Source organism: Streptomyces sp. NPDC045287, assembly GCF_056432325.1.
The window spans coordinates 50,670-64,736 of the sequence record NZ_JBWKJG010000015.1 but is presented as its reverse complement, the minus strand read 5'-3'; the positions used below and the strand labels follow the sequence as shown (position 1 = coordinate 64,736).

13 protein-coding genes are annotated in these 14,067 nt (G+C 75.3%); 1 reads left to right on the top strand and 12 read right to left on the bottom strand.

Annotation, left to right across the window (positions count from 1 at the left end; translation table 11 throughout):
- Positions 1–39: 39 nt before the first annotated feature.
- Positions 40–1,296: a phosphodiester glycosidase family protein gene (locus AC07D6_RS23860; RefSeq protein ID WP_479047653.1), complete on the top strand. Its 1,257-nt coding sequence runs from the start codon at positions 40–42 to the stop codon at positions 1,294–1,296.
- A gap of 37 nt (positions 1,297–1,333) precedes the next feature.
- On the opposite strand, the gene AC07D6_RS23855 is transcribed toward AC07D6_RS23860, so the two are convergent.
- The 12 genes from AC07D6_RS23855 to AC07D6_RS23800 all read right to left on the bottom strand — a co-directional run bounded on the left by AC07D6_RS23855 (position 1,334) and on the right by AC07D6_RS23800 (position 14,055).
- On the bottom strand, positions 1,334–1,528 hold the full coding sequence (locus AC07D6_RS23855; protein WP_315880182.1) for a hypothetical protein: 195 nt from the start codon (positions 1,526–1,528) through the stop codon (positions 1,334–1,336).
- Positions 1,529–1,650: 122 nt separating this feature from the next.
- Positions 1,651–2,388 carry an ABC transporter ATP-binding protein gene (locus AC07D6_RS23850; protein ID WP_315880181.1) on the bottom strand — a complete coding sequence of 246 codons (738 nt, stop codon included), beginning with the start codon at positions 2,386–2,388 and terminating at the stop codon, positions 1,651–1,653.
- A complete protein-coding gene (locus tag AC07D6_RS23845; RefSeq protein ID WP_479047445.1) occupies positions 2,381–3,469 on the bottom strand; it encodes an ABC transporter ATP-binding protein in 1,089 nt (362 codons plus the stop codon). Before AC07D6_RS23845 ends, AC07D6_RS23850 begins: the two co-directional genes overlap by 8 nt.
- The gene (locus AC07D6_RS23840; protein WP_315880179.1) at positions 3,466–4,332 is read right to left on the bottom strand and encodes an ABC transporter permease; all 867 of its coding nucleotides are present in this window, start codon (positions 4,330–4,332) and stop codon (positions 3,466–3,468) included. Before AC07D6_RS23840 ends, AC07D6_RS23845 begins: the two co-directional genes overlap by 4 nt.
- Positions 4,325–5,290, bottom strand: a complete 966-nt coding sequence (locus AC07D6_RS23835) for an ABC transporter permease (RefSeq protein ID WP_315880201.1) — start codon at positions 5,288–5,290, stop codon at positions 4,325–4,327. The genes AC07D6_RS23840 and AC07D6_RS23835 overlap by 8 nt, the downstream gene beginning before the upstream one ends.
- A 38-nt stretch (positions 5,291–5,328) precedes the next feature.
- Positions 5,329–6,936 carry an ABC transporter substrate-binding protein gene (locus tag AC07D6_RS23830; RefSeq protein WP_479047440.1) on the bottom strand — a complete coding sequence of 536 codons (1,608 nt, stop codon included), beginning with the start codon at positions 6,934–6,936 and terminating at the stop codon, positions 5,329–5,331.
- A gap of 86 nt (positions 6,937–7,022) precedes the next feature.
- Positions 7,023–8,102, bottom strand: coding sequence for an acyl-CoA dehydrogenase family protein (locus tag AC07D6_RS23825; RefSeq protein ID WP_479047437.1), 1,080 nt, complete (start codon positions 8,100–8,102; stop codon positions 7,023–7,025).
- Positions 8,099–9,286, bottom strand: a complete 1,188-nt coding sequence (locus AC07D6_RS23820) for an acyl-CoA dehydrogenase family protein (protein WP_479047434.1) — start codon at positions 9,284–9,286, stop codon at positions 8,099–8,101. Before AC07D6_RS23820 ends, AC07D6_RS23825 begins: the two co-directional genes overlap by 4 nt.
- Positions 9,283–10,260 carry an NADPH:quinone oxidoreductase family protein gene (locus AC07D6_RS23815; protein WP_479047431.1) on the bottom strand — a complete coding sequence of 326 codons (978 nt, stop codon included), beginning with the start codon at positions 10,258–10,260 and terminating at the stop codon, positions 9,283–9,285. Before AC07D6_RS23815 ends, AC07D6_RS23820 begins: the two co-directional genes overlap by 4 nt.
- A 147-nt stretch (positions 10,261–10,407) precedes the next feature.
- Positions 10,408–11,175 (bottom strand): PIG-L deacetylase family protein, encoded by a 768-nt coding sequence (locus AC07D6_RS23810; protein ID WP_315880174.1) that lies wholly within the window; start codon positions 11,173–11,175, stop codon positions 10,408–10,410.
- Positions 11,176–11,287: 112 nt separating this feature from the next.
- A complete protein-coding gene (locus AC07D6_RS23805) occupies positions 11,288–12,589 on the bottom strand; it encodes an alpha/beta fold hydrolase (RefSeq protein ID WP_479047427.1) in 1,302 nt (433 codons plus the stop codon).
- A gap of 176 nt (positions 12,590–12,765) precedes the next feature.
- Positions 12,766–14,055 (bottom strand): glycoside hydrolase family 5 protein, encoded by a 1,290-nt coding sequence (locus AC07D6_RS23800; RefSeq protein ID WP_479047424.1) that lies wholly within the window; start codon positions 14,053–14,055, stop codon positions 12,766–12,768.
- Positions 14,056–14,067: the final 12 nt, after the last annotated feature.

Sequence of the window (14,067 nt, the reverse complement as noted above, 5' to 3'; positions counted from 1 at the left end):
CGGACCGGTGTGGTCCCGACGCGTGGGGGGTTCGTGGACATGAGAGGTCTGTGGCGGCGGGCCGGGATGCTCGCCGCGCTGCTGGGGAGCGCGCTGGCCGGGGCGGGACTCGCGACGCCGCCCGCCGCCGGGGCGACCGGACGGACGGCGACCGCGGTGGTCGCGCCGCAGGCGCGGGCGGTCGCGCCGGGGGTGGGGTACCGGGTACTGGGCGTCTCCTCGCCCCGTGGCACCGCCCGGGTCCACCTGCTGTCGGTGAACCTGCGTGACCGGCGGGTGTCGGCGGGGCTGCTGTACCCGGGCGTGGTCGCGGCACGGTCGCCGCTGTCGGTGCTCGCGGACCGCGCGGGCGCGGTCGCGGGGGTCAACGGCGACTTCTTCAACCTGTCGGAGGCCCAGCACCCCGGTGTGCCCGCGACGGGTGCCCCGGTCGGCCCGGCGGTGGCCGGCGGGCGGGCGCTGAAGGCCGCGGTGCCGCGCGGGCAGCGGTTCGGCCCGGCGCTGCCGCCCGGCACGAACACCCGCATGGTGCTGGGGGTCGACGGCGGCGGGCGGGCGCGTCTCGGCGAGTTGGCGCTCGACGGGGAGGTGCGGGCGCCGAGCGGGCGGCTGCGGCTGGGCGGACTCAACCAGTACGCCCTGCCGGTCGGCTCCGTGGGCGTCTTCACCCGCGACTGGGGCACCGTGTCGCGGCTGCGGGCCACGTGCGGAACGGACACCGACCGGGGCGCGCCGTGCAGTTCGGAGACGTACGAGGTGAGGGTGCGCGGCGGCCGGGTCGTCGCGGTGGCGGGCGCGCCCGGGGCCGGGGCGATCGCGGCGGGCACGCAGGTCCTGGTGGGCCGCGAGGCGGGCGCGCGGTGGCTGCGGGGGCTGGCGGTGGGCGACCGGGTGACGGTGCGGCACCGGCTGGTGCCGGTCGGCACGGACCCGAACGTGTCCTTCCGGTTCGCGGTGGGCGGGTACCCGGTCCTGCGCGGCGGGCGGCCGTTGGCGGGGACGGACGCGGTGGTCCCCGCGGTGCGGTCGGCGGCGGGGGTCGCGGACGGCGGGCGGCGGCTGCTGCTCCTCGCGCTGGACGGCGGCCCGGAGTACCGCCCGGGGCTGACGGTCGCCGAACTGGCGGCGCTGCTGCGGAAGCTGGGCGCCTCCGACGGGGTCAACCTGGACGGCGGCGGGTCGTCGACGCTGGTGGCCCGCGTGAACGGCGCCACCGCCGTACGCGTGCTGAACCGTCCCAGCGGCGGCGCCGAGCGGTCCGTCCCCAACGGGATCGGCGTGTTCGTCCGCCCGTGAGGCCCGGTCCTCCGCGTGCGGACGGGCGGGCGGTGTGCTACGGCTGGACGCTGCTGACCGCGTCGGCGGTGGCGGAGACCCCGTTGTAGATGGTGGGGGCGAGGCTCGTGCCGGCGAGGAAGAAGCCGAGCAGGGCGCAGACCAGCGCGTGGGAGAGCTTGAGGCCGCCGTTGCGCAGGAAGACCACCGCCAGGATCAACAGAAGCAACACGACGGAGACGGTTACGGCCATGTGTCGTCCTCCTCGGCCCGGTGCCGCACGGGGCGTGCGGCGTTCGGCGGCCAGTCTGGCCCAGTGACGGCGCCGGACGGCCGTACGGCGTGTGGGCCGAACGGGTACGAATCGACCGGCCGTCAGGCCCCCGTCCCCGTGGCCGCACCCGCCTCCGCGGGCACCGGAACCGGAGCCGGGGCCGGAACCGGATCCGAGACCGGAGCCGCGGTGAGCGACGCCCAGTGCACGGTCCGGTCGCACCAGCGGTCCAGCAGGACCCGGTCGTGGCCCACGGCGAGGAGCCCGGCGCCGTGTTCGCGGCGGTACTCCTCGACGGCGGCGACCAGCGCGGCCGTGGTGGACGCGTCGAGCATGGCGGTCATCTCGTCGCACACCAGCCAGCGCGGGCGCAGCACCAGGGCGCGGGCGAGGCAGGCGCGCTGGAGCTGCCCGTCGCTGACCTCGTGGGGGCGGCGGGCCAGCAGGTCGTCGGTGAGGCCGACACGGCGGGCGAGTTCGGCGGTGCGTCCGGCGGCCTCGGCGCGGCGGCCGGTGGCGCGCAGGGGTTCGGCGATCAGGTCGCGCAGGCGCAGCCGGGGGTCGGCGGAGAGGCGGGGCTGCTGGAAGACGACGCCGACCGCGGTGCGCAGCTCGCGCGGCGCGCGGTGGCGCCAGCCGCGCACCGCGCGGCCGTCGACGGTGACGCGGCCCGCGTCGGGGCGGTGCAGCAGGGCGGCGACGCGGGCGAGGGTGGACTTGCCGCAGCCGCTCGGGCCGAGCAGACCGACCGCCTCGCCGGGGGCGACGGTCAGCGAGACGTCCCGGAAGACGGGGTGGCGGCGGTCGTACCCGGCGGTGAGGGAGGCGAGTTCAAGCACGGGCGGTCTCCTCGGCGGCGGTGTCGTCCGGCACGGCGCGGTCCGGCGCGGGATGGTTCGGCGCGGCGTGGTCCGGCGCGGTGCCGTCCAGCGCAGCACGGTCCGGTGCGGTGCCGTCCGACGCGGCGCGGTCCGGCATGACGCGGTCCGGCACGGGATGGTGGCAGGCGACGCCGTCCGTGAGCCGCGGCAGCGTCCGGCAGGCGTCCGTACGGTGGTCGCAGCGGGCGGCGAAGGCGCAGCCGTCCGGCAGGGCGCCCAGCTCCGGGGGCATGCCGGGGATCGGGGTGAAGTCCCGTTCCGGCAGGGCGGCGAGGAGGCCCCGCGCGTACGGGTGGCGGGGTCCGGCGGCGCCGAAGAAGCGGTCGGCGGCGGCCACTTCGACGATCCGGCCCGCGTACATGACGGCGACCCGGTCCGCGATCCGCGCGGCCGCCGCCAGGTCGTGGGTGATCAGCAGCAGCGCCCGGCCCTCGTCGGCGTGGCGCCGCAGCTCGTCGACGGTCCGCTCGACCAGGTCGCGGTCGAGGCCGGTGGTCGGCTCGTCCGCGAGCAGCAGCGGCGCGTCCCCGACGAGGGCGAGGGCGGTGGCGGCCCGCTGCGCCTGGCCGCCCGACAGCTCGTGCGGGTGGTGGTCGAGGAGCCCGGCGGGGAACGAGGCCCGTTCGGCCGCCGCGACGGCGGCCGCGCGCAGCTCCGCCCGCGGGGTGCCGACCAGTTCGCGCAGGGTCTCCTCCAGCTGCGCGCGCACGGTCCGCACGGGGGTGAGGTGGGCGGCCGGGGACTGCGGGACGAGCCCGACGCGCCGCCCCCGTACCGTACGGGCGAGGGTGCGCTCGTCGGCGGTCAGCAGGTCGACCCCGTCGATCACCGCCGTGCCGGCGGTCTGGGCGTTGCCCGGCAGGAGGCCGAGCAGCGCGGAGGCGAGGACCGACTTGCCGCAGCCGCTCTCGCCGACGAGGGCGAGGCACTCCCCCGCCGCGAGGTCGAAGCTCACCCCGCTGACGGCGGCGATGTGGCGGTCGCCGCGCATCCGGAAGCGTACGGACATCTCCCGTACGGAGAGGACGACGGTGCTCACAGCATCAGCTCCGATCGACGGCGCGGGTTGATCCGTTCCCGCCAGGCACCGGCCAGGCCCGCGATGGCGAGCGTCGGGACGATCAGGAACAGGCCGGGGAAGAGCGTCGGCCACCAGTCGCCGGCGAGCAGCGAACCGCGCGCCGTCTGGACCAGGTTGCCGAGGCTCGCCTGGTGGGGGGGCAGGCCCAGGCCGAGGAACGACAGCGCCGACTCGTGCCACATGGCGTGGGGCACCATGAGGACGGCCGCGAGACCGGCCTGCGGCAGCACCGCCGGAAGCAGGTGGCGGACGGTCACCCGCCACCGGGACGCGCCGCCGGAGATCGCCGCGTCGACGTACGGGCGGGAACGCAGCGACAGCACCTCGGAGCGGACGATCCGGGCGGTGGACAGCCAGTGCGTGAGCGCGACGGACACGATGACGGGCCACACGCCGGGGCGGAACATCGCCACGACGAAGATGCCGAGCAGCAGGTGCGGCACGGACGAGAAGGTGTCGACCAGCCGCATCACGAGCCGGTCCACCCAGCCGCCGAAGGCCGCGGCCACCGCGCCCACCGCCGTACCGATGACGGTGGCGACGAGCGCCGCGACCAGGCCGACGAGGAGCGAGACGCGCAGGCCGTAGACGCAGCGCAGCAGCAGGTCGCGGCCGACGTCGTCGGTGCCGAAGGGGTGCGCGAACGACGGGGGCCGGAGTTTCAGCGCCAGGTCGACGGCCTGCTGGTCGAGCCGGACCAGTGGCGGTACGAGGAGCACGGCGAGGACGACGGCCGCGACGATCACGGCGGAGACCGCGACCCGGACGGCGCGGGTGGAGCGGCGGGTCCGTCCGTGGGACCTCCACACGAGCTCAGCCATCGAATCCCACCCTCGGGTCGGCCAGTCCGTACAGCAGGTCGGACAGGAGGTTGCCGAGCAGCACGGCCGCCGTGGCGAGCACGGTCAGCGCGGCGAGCAGCGGGAAGTCCACCGACGTGGCGGCCTGCACGGTGGCCGCCGCGATCCCGGGCCAGCTGAAGACGGACTCCACGAGCAGGGCGCCCGTGATGAGCTCGGGCACGCGCGAGCCGATGAGGGTGAGCATCGGGAGCATCCCGGACCGCAGGGCGTGCCCGAGGAGCACGGTGCGCTCGTTCAGGCCACGCGCGCGCGCACCGCGCACGGGGTCCTCGTCGAGCGCGTCGGCGACGCCCTGGCGCACGTACAGGAAGAACCAGGGCAACTGGGAGACGCCGAGGACGAGGGCGGGCAGGACCAGGTGGGAGGCGACCTGCCCGAAGGTGACGGTCTCGCTGGCGGTGTCGGTGAGGCCACCGGCGGGCAGCACGCCGAGCTCCAGGGCGAAGAACCAGATGGCGAGCAGCCCGAGCCAGAAGGCGGGGGCGGCTTCCAGGGTGTACGCGGCCGCGCTGACGCTCCGGTCGAGCCAGCCGCCGCGGCGGCGGGCGGCCAGCACGCCCAGCGCCGTGCCGAGCAGGATGGCGACGGCGAAGGCGGTGGCGGCGAGCAGCGCCGACCAGCCGATGCGTTCGGCGATGACGTCGGCGACGGGCTGGCGCATGACGCTGGAGTCGCCGAGGTCGCCGGTGAGGGCCGAGGTGAGCCAACCCCACCAGCGCGGGACGAGCGGCTGGTCGACGCCCAGGTTGGCGCGCAGCTGGTCGAGGTTCTCCTGCGAGGCGGTGAGCCCGGCGGTCCCGGCGTACGCCTTGACGGGGTCGAAGGGGGACGCCGCGGCGACGGCGAAGACCCCGAACGTCACCAGGAGGAGCACGGGGACGGCGAACAGGGCCCGACGCCCCGCCATCCGGGCCATCGCCCCCCAGGGGAGGCGACGGCCGGCCTGCTTGACGGTCACTTCTTGGGGGCCCAGTTCTCGATGTTCCACCAGGGGCCCGCGGCGAGGCCGTGGTCGTGCGGCTCGACCTGGGTGGAGAGTCCGTCCCAGTCGTCGTCGACCACGTACAGGTGGTCGATGTGGGTGAGGAAGGTGTAGCCCGGGTTCTTCACCAGTTCGCGCTGGACGGTGTCGTACGCGGCCTTGCGGGCGGCCTTGTCGTCGGTCCTGCGGCCGTCTTCGAGGGCCTTGTCGACGGCGGGGTTGTCGTACCAGGCCATGTTGTTGAAGCCGTCGCCGCCGAGGGAGGAATTGAGCAGCAGGTACTGGTCGAAGTCGGGGTCGCCGGGCGAGCCGCCGCCGGCGAGGACCGCGTCGTGCTTCATGCGCGGCTCGATGACCTCCCAGGTGCCGGCCTGGGTCGTGATGTCGATGCCGGCCTTCTTGGCGTCGGAGGCGTAGGCGAGGGCGTGTTCCTGGCGGAGCTTGTCGCCGGAGACGTACCACAGGGGGAAGGCGGCGCGGACGCCGTCCTTGACGCGGATGCCGTCGGGGCCGGGCTTCCAGCCGGCGTCGTCGAGGATCTTCTTCGCCCGGTCGAGGTCGTGGGGGCGTTCGGTGCCCTTGGTGAACCACTCGCTGTCGGTGGGCACCGGGCCGTAGGCGGGCTTCCCGGCGCCTTCGAGGATCTTGTCGACCATGGCCTGGCGGTCGACGGCGACGTCGAGGGCGCGGCGGATCGCGGTGTCGCCGGTGACCTCGTTGTGGGTGGGCAGGGTGACCAGGCGGTAGTCGTAGCTGGTCGCCGCGTACGTCTTCTTCGCCTTGTCGTCCTTGAAGCCCTTGGCGAGGTTCGGGGGCAGGATCGCGCCGTCGAGGTCGCCGGAGCGGAGGCGGGTGGCGCGGACGTCGTCGTCCTTGATGATCGCCATGGTGAACTTCTTCACCTCGGGCGCGCCGCCCCAGTAGTCGGGGTTGGCCTTGAAGGTGAGCTTCTCGCCCTTGGACCAGTCGGTGAGGACGTACGGGCCGGTGCCGACGGGCTTGGTGGTGAAGGGGCCGCTGTTCACGTCCTGCTTCGCCGCGACGTGCTCGGGGGCGATGGCGAGGACGGTGCGCTGGGCGAAGGCCGCGTAGGGGTACTTGAGGGTGAAGACGACGGTGTCGTCGCCGACCGCCTTGACGTCCTTGAGGGCGTCCAGCTCCGTCTTGGACGGGTTGTTGGTCCGCTTGTCGAGGATGGTGCGGTACGTGAAGACGACGTCCTCGGCGGTGAAGGGCTCGCCGTCGCTGAACTTCACGCCCTTGCGGAGCCGGTACGTGTACGTCAGGCCGTCGGCGCTCACCTCGGGCAGCGCGGCGGCGAGGGCGGGCTTGAGCTTCATGTCGGCGTCGAAGGCGAGGAGGCCGTCGAACACCTTGGAATTGCCGTCCTTGCCGTAGCCGAGGAGGGGGCTGAGCGTGTCGGGCTCGTAGGCGATGCCCACGACGACGCCGTCCCCCGCGGCGGAGCCGCCGGAGCCGGAGCCGCCCGGGTTCGAGCAGGCCGCCGCGGTGAGGGCCAGGGCTGTGGCCAGGGCCGCGGCGGCCGTGCCGCGTATCGGTCGGACGGGTCGGGTGGTCATGCGCCACACCCCTTGTGGAAGATCAACTGTTGTTGCGAACGACTCGCAATTAAACAGCACGCGCAGGGGTGTGTCGTCAAGGGCCCTTACGGGGTGGGGGCGGGGAGGTCCACGAGGGCCGCGAGGGTGTCCTTGTGGTGGCCGGCCGACCCGTACGCGAGCTGGTCGGCCTTGGCGCGCTTGAGGTAGAGGTGCGCCGGGTGCTCCCACGTCATGCCGGTGCCGCCGTGCAGCTGTACGCACTCCTCCGCCGCGTGCACGGCGACGCGGGAGCAGTACGCCTGGGCGACGGCCACCGCGAGGGGCGCCTCGCGGCTGTCCGCGGCGAGCGCGTCGGCGGCGTTCCGGGCGGCGGCGCGGGCTCCGGCGACCTCCAGCCACAGCTCGGCCATGCGGTGCTTGAGCGCCTGGAAGGAGCCGATCGGCCGGTTGAACTGGTGGCGCGTCCGGGTGTGCCGCACCGCCTCCTCCAGGCACCACTCGGCGAGCCCGAGCTGTTCGGAGGCGAGCAGCCCGGCCCCGGCGAGCAGCCCGGCCCGGACGGCCGCGCGGGAGGCGTCGGCGTCCGCGAGGTGGGTGCCGGAGGCGGTGGGGAGGACCTCGACGGAGGCGAGGGGGCGGGTCAGGTCGAGCGGGGTCTGCGGCCGGACGGCGACGTCCGCGGCGTCGACGGCGTACAGGCCGTCGGGGCGCGGGACGAGGAGGACGTCGGCGAGGACGGCGTCCGCGACGGCGGCGGTCGCGCCCTCCGCGGGGACGGGGGTGTCCGGGCCCGCGGTGAGCGGGACGGCGAGGACGGCGGTCCGGCGTCCGGCGGCGAGGTCGGCGAGGAGCGGCGCGGCCGGGTCGGACGGGCCGAGGGCGAGCAGCGTCCCGGTCGCGACGACGGAGCTGGTGAGGTACGGCAGCGGGGTCACCGCGCGGCCCAGCTCCTCCAGGACGACGGCGGCCTCGCGGTGGCTCGCGCCCTGGCCGCCGAGCTTCTCGGGGACGAGGAGGCCGGCGGCGCCGATGTCCCCGGCGAGGGCGTTCCACAGCTCCGCGTCGTACGGGCCGGCCCCCTCCAGGCGGGCGGGCAGGGCAGCCGGGTCGGCACGGTCGGCGAGCAGGGCGCGCACGGCGGCCCGCAGGTCCGACTCGGCCTCGGAGTAGAGCAGATCCGTCATCGCGCGAGGTCCTTCCACGGGACGTCCTTGTCGTCGCGCGGCTCGGCGGGCAGCCCGAGGACGCGTTCGGCGACGATGTTCAGCAGTACTTCGCTCGTGCCGCCCTCGATGGAGTTGCCCTTCGAGCGCAGGTAGCGGTAGCCGGCCTCGCGGCCGGTGAAGTCGACCAGCTCGGGGCGGCGCATCGTCCAGTCGTCGTACAGCAGGCCGTCCTGGGCGAGGATTTCCACCTCCAGGCCGCTGATCTGCTGGTTGAGGCGGGCGAAGGCGAGCTTCATGGCGCTGCCCTCGGGGCCGGGGCGGCCGGTGGCGAGCTGCTGGCGCAGGCGCTCCCCGGTCAGCCGGGCCACCTCGGCGTCCACCCACAGGTCGAGGAGGCGCCGGTGCAGGTCGTGGGTGCGCAGCTCGGGGCGGTCGCGCCAGGTGCGGGCGGCGCGCCCGATCATGCCGCCCTCGCGGGGGATGCGGGCGCCGCCGATGGCGACGCGCTCGTTCATGAGCGTGGTGCGGGCGACGGCCCAGCCGTCGCCGACCTCGCCGAGGCGGTGGCTGTCGGGGATGCGCACGCCGGTGAGGAACACCTCGTTGAACTCGGCCTCGCCGGTGATCTGGCGCAGGGGCCTGACCTCCACGCCGGGGTCGGTCATGTCGCACAGGAAGTAGGTGATGCCGCGGTGCTTGGGGGCGTCGGGGTCGGTGCGGGCGATGAGGATGGCCCAGCGGGCGAGGTGGGCGCTGGACGTCCACACCTTCTGTCCGTCGACGACCCAGTCCCCCTCGCCGTCGCGGACGGCGCGGGTGCCGAGGGCGGCCAGGTCGGAGCCGGCGCCGGGCTCGCTGAACAGCTGGCACCACACCTCCTCGCCGGTCCACAGGGGGCGCAGGAAGCGCTGCTTCTGCTCCTCGGTCCCGTACGCGAGGATCGTCGGCGCGGCCATGCCGAGGCCGATGCCGATGCGGCGCGGGTCGTTGTCGGGGGCGCCCGCGGCGGCGAGTTCGACGTCGACGACGGCCTGGAGGGCGGGGTCCGCGCCGAGGCCGCCGAGGCCCTGCGGGTAGTGGACCCAGGCGAGGCCGGCGTCGAAGCGGGCGCCCAGGAAGTCGGCGCGGTCGGTGGTGGCGGGCGGGTGGGCGGCGAGGAGGCCGCGCACCCGGTCGCGCAGGTCGGCTGCGGTGACGGTCATCGGGTGGCTCCTTCCGGGCCGCCGGGGAGGACGACGAGGCGGCCGGTGGTGGTGCCGTCGGCGACGCGCTGGACGGCGGAGGCGGCGTCGGCGAAGGGGACGCGTTCGCTGACGAGCGGCTTGATCAGGCCCTTCGCGGCGTAGTCGGTGAGGGTGTCGTGGCACGCGCGGACGGCGGCGGGGTCCTTCTGGTTGTACAGGCCCCAGTGCAGGCCGAGGATCGCGTAGTTCTTGACCAGGGCGTGGTTGAGGCCGGGGGCGGGGATGTCGCCGCTGGCGAAGCCGACGACGACGATCCGGCCCTCGAAGGCGACGCACTTGGCGGAGGCGGCGTAGGCGGGGCCGCCGACCGGGTCGTAGACCACGTCGGCGCCGCGGCCGCCGGTGGCCTCCTTGACGGCGGCGACGATGTCGTCGGCGTGCCGGTCGACGACGGTGTCGCAGCCGAGGGCGCGGGCGGTGGCGGCCTTGGCTGCGCCGCCGACGACGCCGATGACGCGGGCGCCGGCCGCCTTGCCGAGCTGGACGGCGGCGCTGCCGACCCCGCCGGCGGCGGCGTGGACGAGGAGGGTCTCGCCCTCGCGCAGGCCGGCGCGGCGGTGCAGGCCGAACCAACCGGTCTGGTAGCCGATGTGCAGGGCGGCGGCCTCGGCGTCGTCGAGGGTTTCGGGGGCGGGGAGCACGGCGGCCTCGTCGGCCACGGTGTACTCGGCGAGTCCGCCGTGCGGCAGGGTGGGCGTGGCGATCACGCGGCGGCCGTCCTCCGTCTCGGCGCAGATCTCGACGCCGGGGGTGAAGGGGAGCGGCGGGCGCACCTGGTAGTGGCCGCGGCAGAGGAGGGCGTCCGGGAAGTTGACGTTCGCGGCCCGCACCCTCAGCAGCAACTGCCCGGGGCCGGGCACGGGCCGGTCGGTCTCGTCGAGCTGCATCACCTCGCTCGGCTCGCCGTTCCGGTGCACGCGCCATGCCTGCATTGGGGCCTCCACAGAAGAGTCGGGCAGTACCGCAGTGGGTCGCATACTAAGCGGTCGCTTGTCTTCCTGGGAACAGTGCGGTTGGCCGTCCCTCCGGGGGCCCGTGGCCGCCGCGCCGTGCGGCGGCCACGGCGCGGGTCAGCGCGGTCAGCGCGGGAACAGCTCGAAGGTGACGGCGGGCACGCCGCCGAACCGTCCGGCCGCCGCCCCGGCGCCGCCGGTGAGGAGGTTCCGGCAGTACGCCTCCGGCTCCTCGCCCGTCAGCGCCTCGATGTACGTGCGGTGCTCCAGCAGGGAGCGCACGGCGCGCTCCAGGCCGGGCCGCGCGTCGACGGCGTGGGTGGGGCGGGGGGACCCGGCGACGGCGACCCAGCGGACCCCGTCCCAGGGTTCGAGGCCCCGCTCGGCCAGTTCGGGGAAGATCCAGCGGTTGCCCGCGTCGGCGGCCGCGTCGAGGACGGCGCGACCCACGGCGACGTGGTCGGGGGTGTTCCAGGTGGCGCCGCCCCAGGTGTCGCGGTGGTTGAGCGTGATCACCAGCTCGGGGCGGTGGCGGCGGATCGCGGCGGCGACGTCCCGGCGCAGGCCGGTCCCGTACGCGACGACGCCGTCCTCGTGGCCGAGGAACTCCACCTCGCCGACGCCGACGACCGCCGCGCTCGCCCGCTGCTCCCGCTCGCGCAGCGGACCGCAGACGGCGGGCGCGAGGCCGTCGATCCCCGCCTCGCCGCGCGTGGCGAGCACGTACACCACCTCGCGCCCGGCGTCGGTCCAGCCGGCGACGGCCGCGGAGCAGCCGTACTCCAGGTCGTCGGGGTGCGCGACGACGGCGAGCGCCTTGCGCCAGTCCTCGGGCATCGGCCGGAGCGGGGCGGCCTCCCGGCGGTCCGCCGACGGGTTGTCCTGATCGCTCATGCGCGCAGGATACGGTCGGCCCGGCCGCGTACGGGTCTTCCCGCGCCGCCCCGCCGGCACGCTCCCGGCCGTGCCGGCGGGACGCCCGCGCCTCCCGGGTGCGCGGGCGGCGTCAGACCTCGCCGCGGGCCAGTGACAGGAGGCGGTCCAGGACCCGGGTGCCACTCGCCCGCACGCCGTCGTGCTCGTACTCGTCCGTCACCCAGGTGCGCAGGCCGCGGACGGCGCGGGCGGTCTCCAGGGAGTGGGCCGTGTCGACGTACATGTCGTCGTGGTAGACGGCCGCGGCGACCGGCACGGTGTTCGCGGCGAGGCGCGCCGGATCGTACAGGGCGGGCCAGTCGGCGCGGGCGGCGAGCAGGTCGGCGGCCTCCCGCAGGGGCCGCAGGGCCGGGTCGGACTCGAAGTGCCAGGGGTGGACGGTCTCCCCGGTGAACAGGAGCGGGGCGTCGCCCGCGAGGGCGGCCGCCGGGTCGAACTCCGGGAACTCCCCGCGCACCCGCTCGGCGGCCCAGCCGGTCGGGCCCTTCCCCTGGGCGTAGATGGCCTCGTGGAGGACGGCGTACAGCGGCCGGGACGCGAAGGAGAGCTGGGAGCGCACGGCCTCCAGGAACGTGTCGGACAGCGCGGCGCCGGAGGGGGTGGGGACGAAGGCGTCCTCCAGGAGGTAGTGCAACTGGTGGCTGCCGTCGCCGCCGCCGAGGAGGATGCCGAGGGACTGGAACGCCTCGACCGTCAGCCGGTACCCGTCCGGGAGGACGGCGGGGTGCTCGGCGAGGTGGGCGGCGATCCGGCGGGCCCGTTCGACGTCCTGCGGGTAGCGGTCGTAGTGCGCCTCGTTCTTGCGCCGGACGCGCGGGTACGCGGCGCGGTAGACGTCGTCGGCGGTGGCGTCGAGGGACGGCAGGCCGCCGGTGACGAGCACCGTGTCGAGGCCCTCGGGCGCGGTGGACAGGTAGTGGGTGGCGCAGAAGCCGCCGAAGCTCTGGCCGAGGACGGTCCACGGTGCGCCGCCGGTGAGGCGGCGGCGGATCAGTTCGCAGTCGCGCACGATGGAGTCGGCGCGGAAGTGGGCCAGGTAGCGGGCCTGGTCGGCCGGGCCGCCGCGCAGCGGCAGCGTCTGCCGGTTGGCCGGGGTGGACCGGCCGGTGCCGCGCTGGTCGAGGAGGAGCACGCGGTACTCCTGGACGGCGCGGGCCAGCCACGCCTGGTTGCCGGTGAAGCGGCGGGCCGCGCAGCCGGGGCCGCCCTCCAGGTACACCAGCCACGGCAGGCGGTCCGCGTCCGTGCGCCCGGCGGCGACGACTTCGCGTCCGTACACCTCGATCTGCTCGCCGGAGGGGTCGGCGTGGTCGAGGGGGACGGTGAAGTGGTGGTCGGTCAGGACGACGCCGGGCTGGCGGTAACGGGGCACTGCTCCTCCTGTCTGGTGCTCGTGGCGCGCCGGGGCGCGCGTGGGCGGCGCGCGGCCGGACGGTCGCGGCCCCCGCCCGCACAGTGGACCACAGCGGTCCGCGGCGGGCGGGGGCGGGTGGAAGCGGATGGAGACGGGGAGGGGCGGATGGAGACGGGGAGGGGCCGGTCGGCGGGTCAGCCCGTCGGGAAGTCGTCCGGGGTCCGGATCCGGTCGCGGACCCACACCCCGGCGGGCTTCAGCGGCGCCGTGCCGGCCCAGGGGCCGTTGTTCGCGCAGGTGCCGGTCTTGAAGACGGCGCCGGTGCGGTGGTCGTCGGAGAAGTTCCAGTTGACCCAGCTGATCTTCTTCGCGGCCATCAGGTCGAGGTAGCGCTGCGCCATGGCGAAGTCGTCGTCGCCCTCGCCCGCGTAGTTCTGCGTGCCGAACTCGGTGACGAAGACGGGCAGCCTGTCGGCGGCGCGGGAGAGCGTGGCCAGGTACGCGTCGCGGTGCGAGGAGGCGTAGAAGTGGAACGTGTACATGATGTTGGCGGCGTTCACCGGGTTCGCCACGACCTCCGACTCGTCGGCGCCCTCGGAGACGCCCAGCGACGACCAGGCGCGGGTGCCGACGAGGACCGGGGTGTTCGGGTCGTGGGCGCGGATCACCGGGATCAACTCCTCGGCGTAGCCCTTGATCCGGGACCAGCTCACGCCGCTGGGCTCGTTGGCGATCTCGTACAGCAGGTTCGTCTTGCCGCGGTGGCGCTGGGCGATCTCGGTGAAGAACGTCTTGGCGCGGCTGAGGTTGTGGTAAGGGTCGCCGGGGCTCAGCATGTGCCAGTCGACGATGGCGTACATCCCGCGCGCGGTGGCCTGTTCGATGACGGAGTGGACCAGGTCGGTGTACCTGCGCGGGTCGGTCTCGTAGCCGCCTTCCTGGACGTACAGGGAGACGCGCAGGACGTCGGCCCTCCAGTCGCCGGCGAGGGCGTCGAGGGAGCCGGGCGTGACGCACCGGCCGTACCACTGCAGGCCGTGCGTGGACATGCCGCGCAACTGGACGGGCTTGCCGTACTGGTTGCAGAGCTTCGTGCCGCAGACCTTCAGCCGGCCGTTGACGGCGGCCGGAGTGGTGGCGGCGGCCGGAGCGGCGGCGGTCGCGCCGTGGCCGGCGGAGCCGGTGCCGGTGGAACCGGTGCCGGTGGAACCGGTGCCGGTGGAACCGGTGCCGGTGGAACCGGTGCCGGTGGAACCGGTGCCGGTGGAACCGGTGCGGCCTGACGCCACGGTGGCACCCGGGGCGGGCGCCCGCTCGGCCCCGTACGCCGTGGCGGGCGCGGGGGCGACGGGCGGGGCGGTCCGGGCGGCGGGCGCGGGGGCGGCGGGGGCCGCGGGGGCGGTGGTGAGCCCGAGGAACAGGGCGGTGGCGAGGGCGCCGGCGGCCGTGCCGAGCCCTCCTGTCCAGGTCCGTGCCGATCTCATGGGGCCTCCGAT

Coding starts and splice junctions, on each gene's coding strand:
- AC07D6_RS23835 (WP_315880201.1), bottom strand. CDS start 5,290: ATGGCCCGGATGGCGGGGCGTCGGGCCCTGTTCGCCGTCCCCGTGCTC.
- AC07D6_RS23830 (WP_479047440.1), bottom strand. CDS start 6,936: ATGACCACCCGACCCGTCCGACCGATACGCGGCACGGCCGCCGCGGCC.
- AC07D6_RS23820 (WP_479047434.1), bottom strand. CDS start 9,286: ATGACCGTCACCGCAGCCGACCTGCGCGACCGGGTGCGCGGCCTCCTC.
- AC07D6_RS23825 (WP_479047437.1), bottom strand. CDS start 8,102: ATGACGGATCTGCTCTACTCCGAGGCCGAGTCGGACCTGCGGGCCGCC.
- AC07D6_RS23800 (WP_479047424.1), bottom strand. CDS start 14,055: ATGAGATCGGCACGGACCTGGACAGGAGGGCTCGGCACGGCCGCCGGC.
- AC07D6_RS23840 (WP_315880179.1), bottom strand. CDS start 4,332: ATGGCTGAGCTCGTGTGGAGGTCCCACGGACGGACCCGCCGCTCCACC.
- AC07D6_RS23810 (WP_315880174.1), bottom strand. CDS start 11,175: ATGAGCGATCAGGACAACCCGTCGGCGGACCGCCGGGAGGCCGCCCCG.
- AC07D6_RS23860 (WP_479047653.1), top strand. CDS start 40: ATGAGAGGTCTGTGGCGGCGGGCCGGGATGCTCGCCGCGCTGCTGGGG.
- AC07D6_RS23815 (WP_479047431.1), bottom strand. CDS start 10,260: ATGCAGGCATGGCGCGTGCACCGGAACGGCGAGCCGAGCGAGGTGATG.
- AC07D6_RS23855 (WP_315880182.1), bottom strand. CDS start 1,528: ATGGCCGTAACCGTCTCCGTCGTGTTGCTTCTGTTGATCCTGGCGGTG.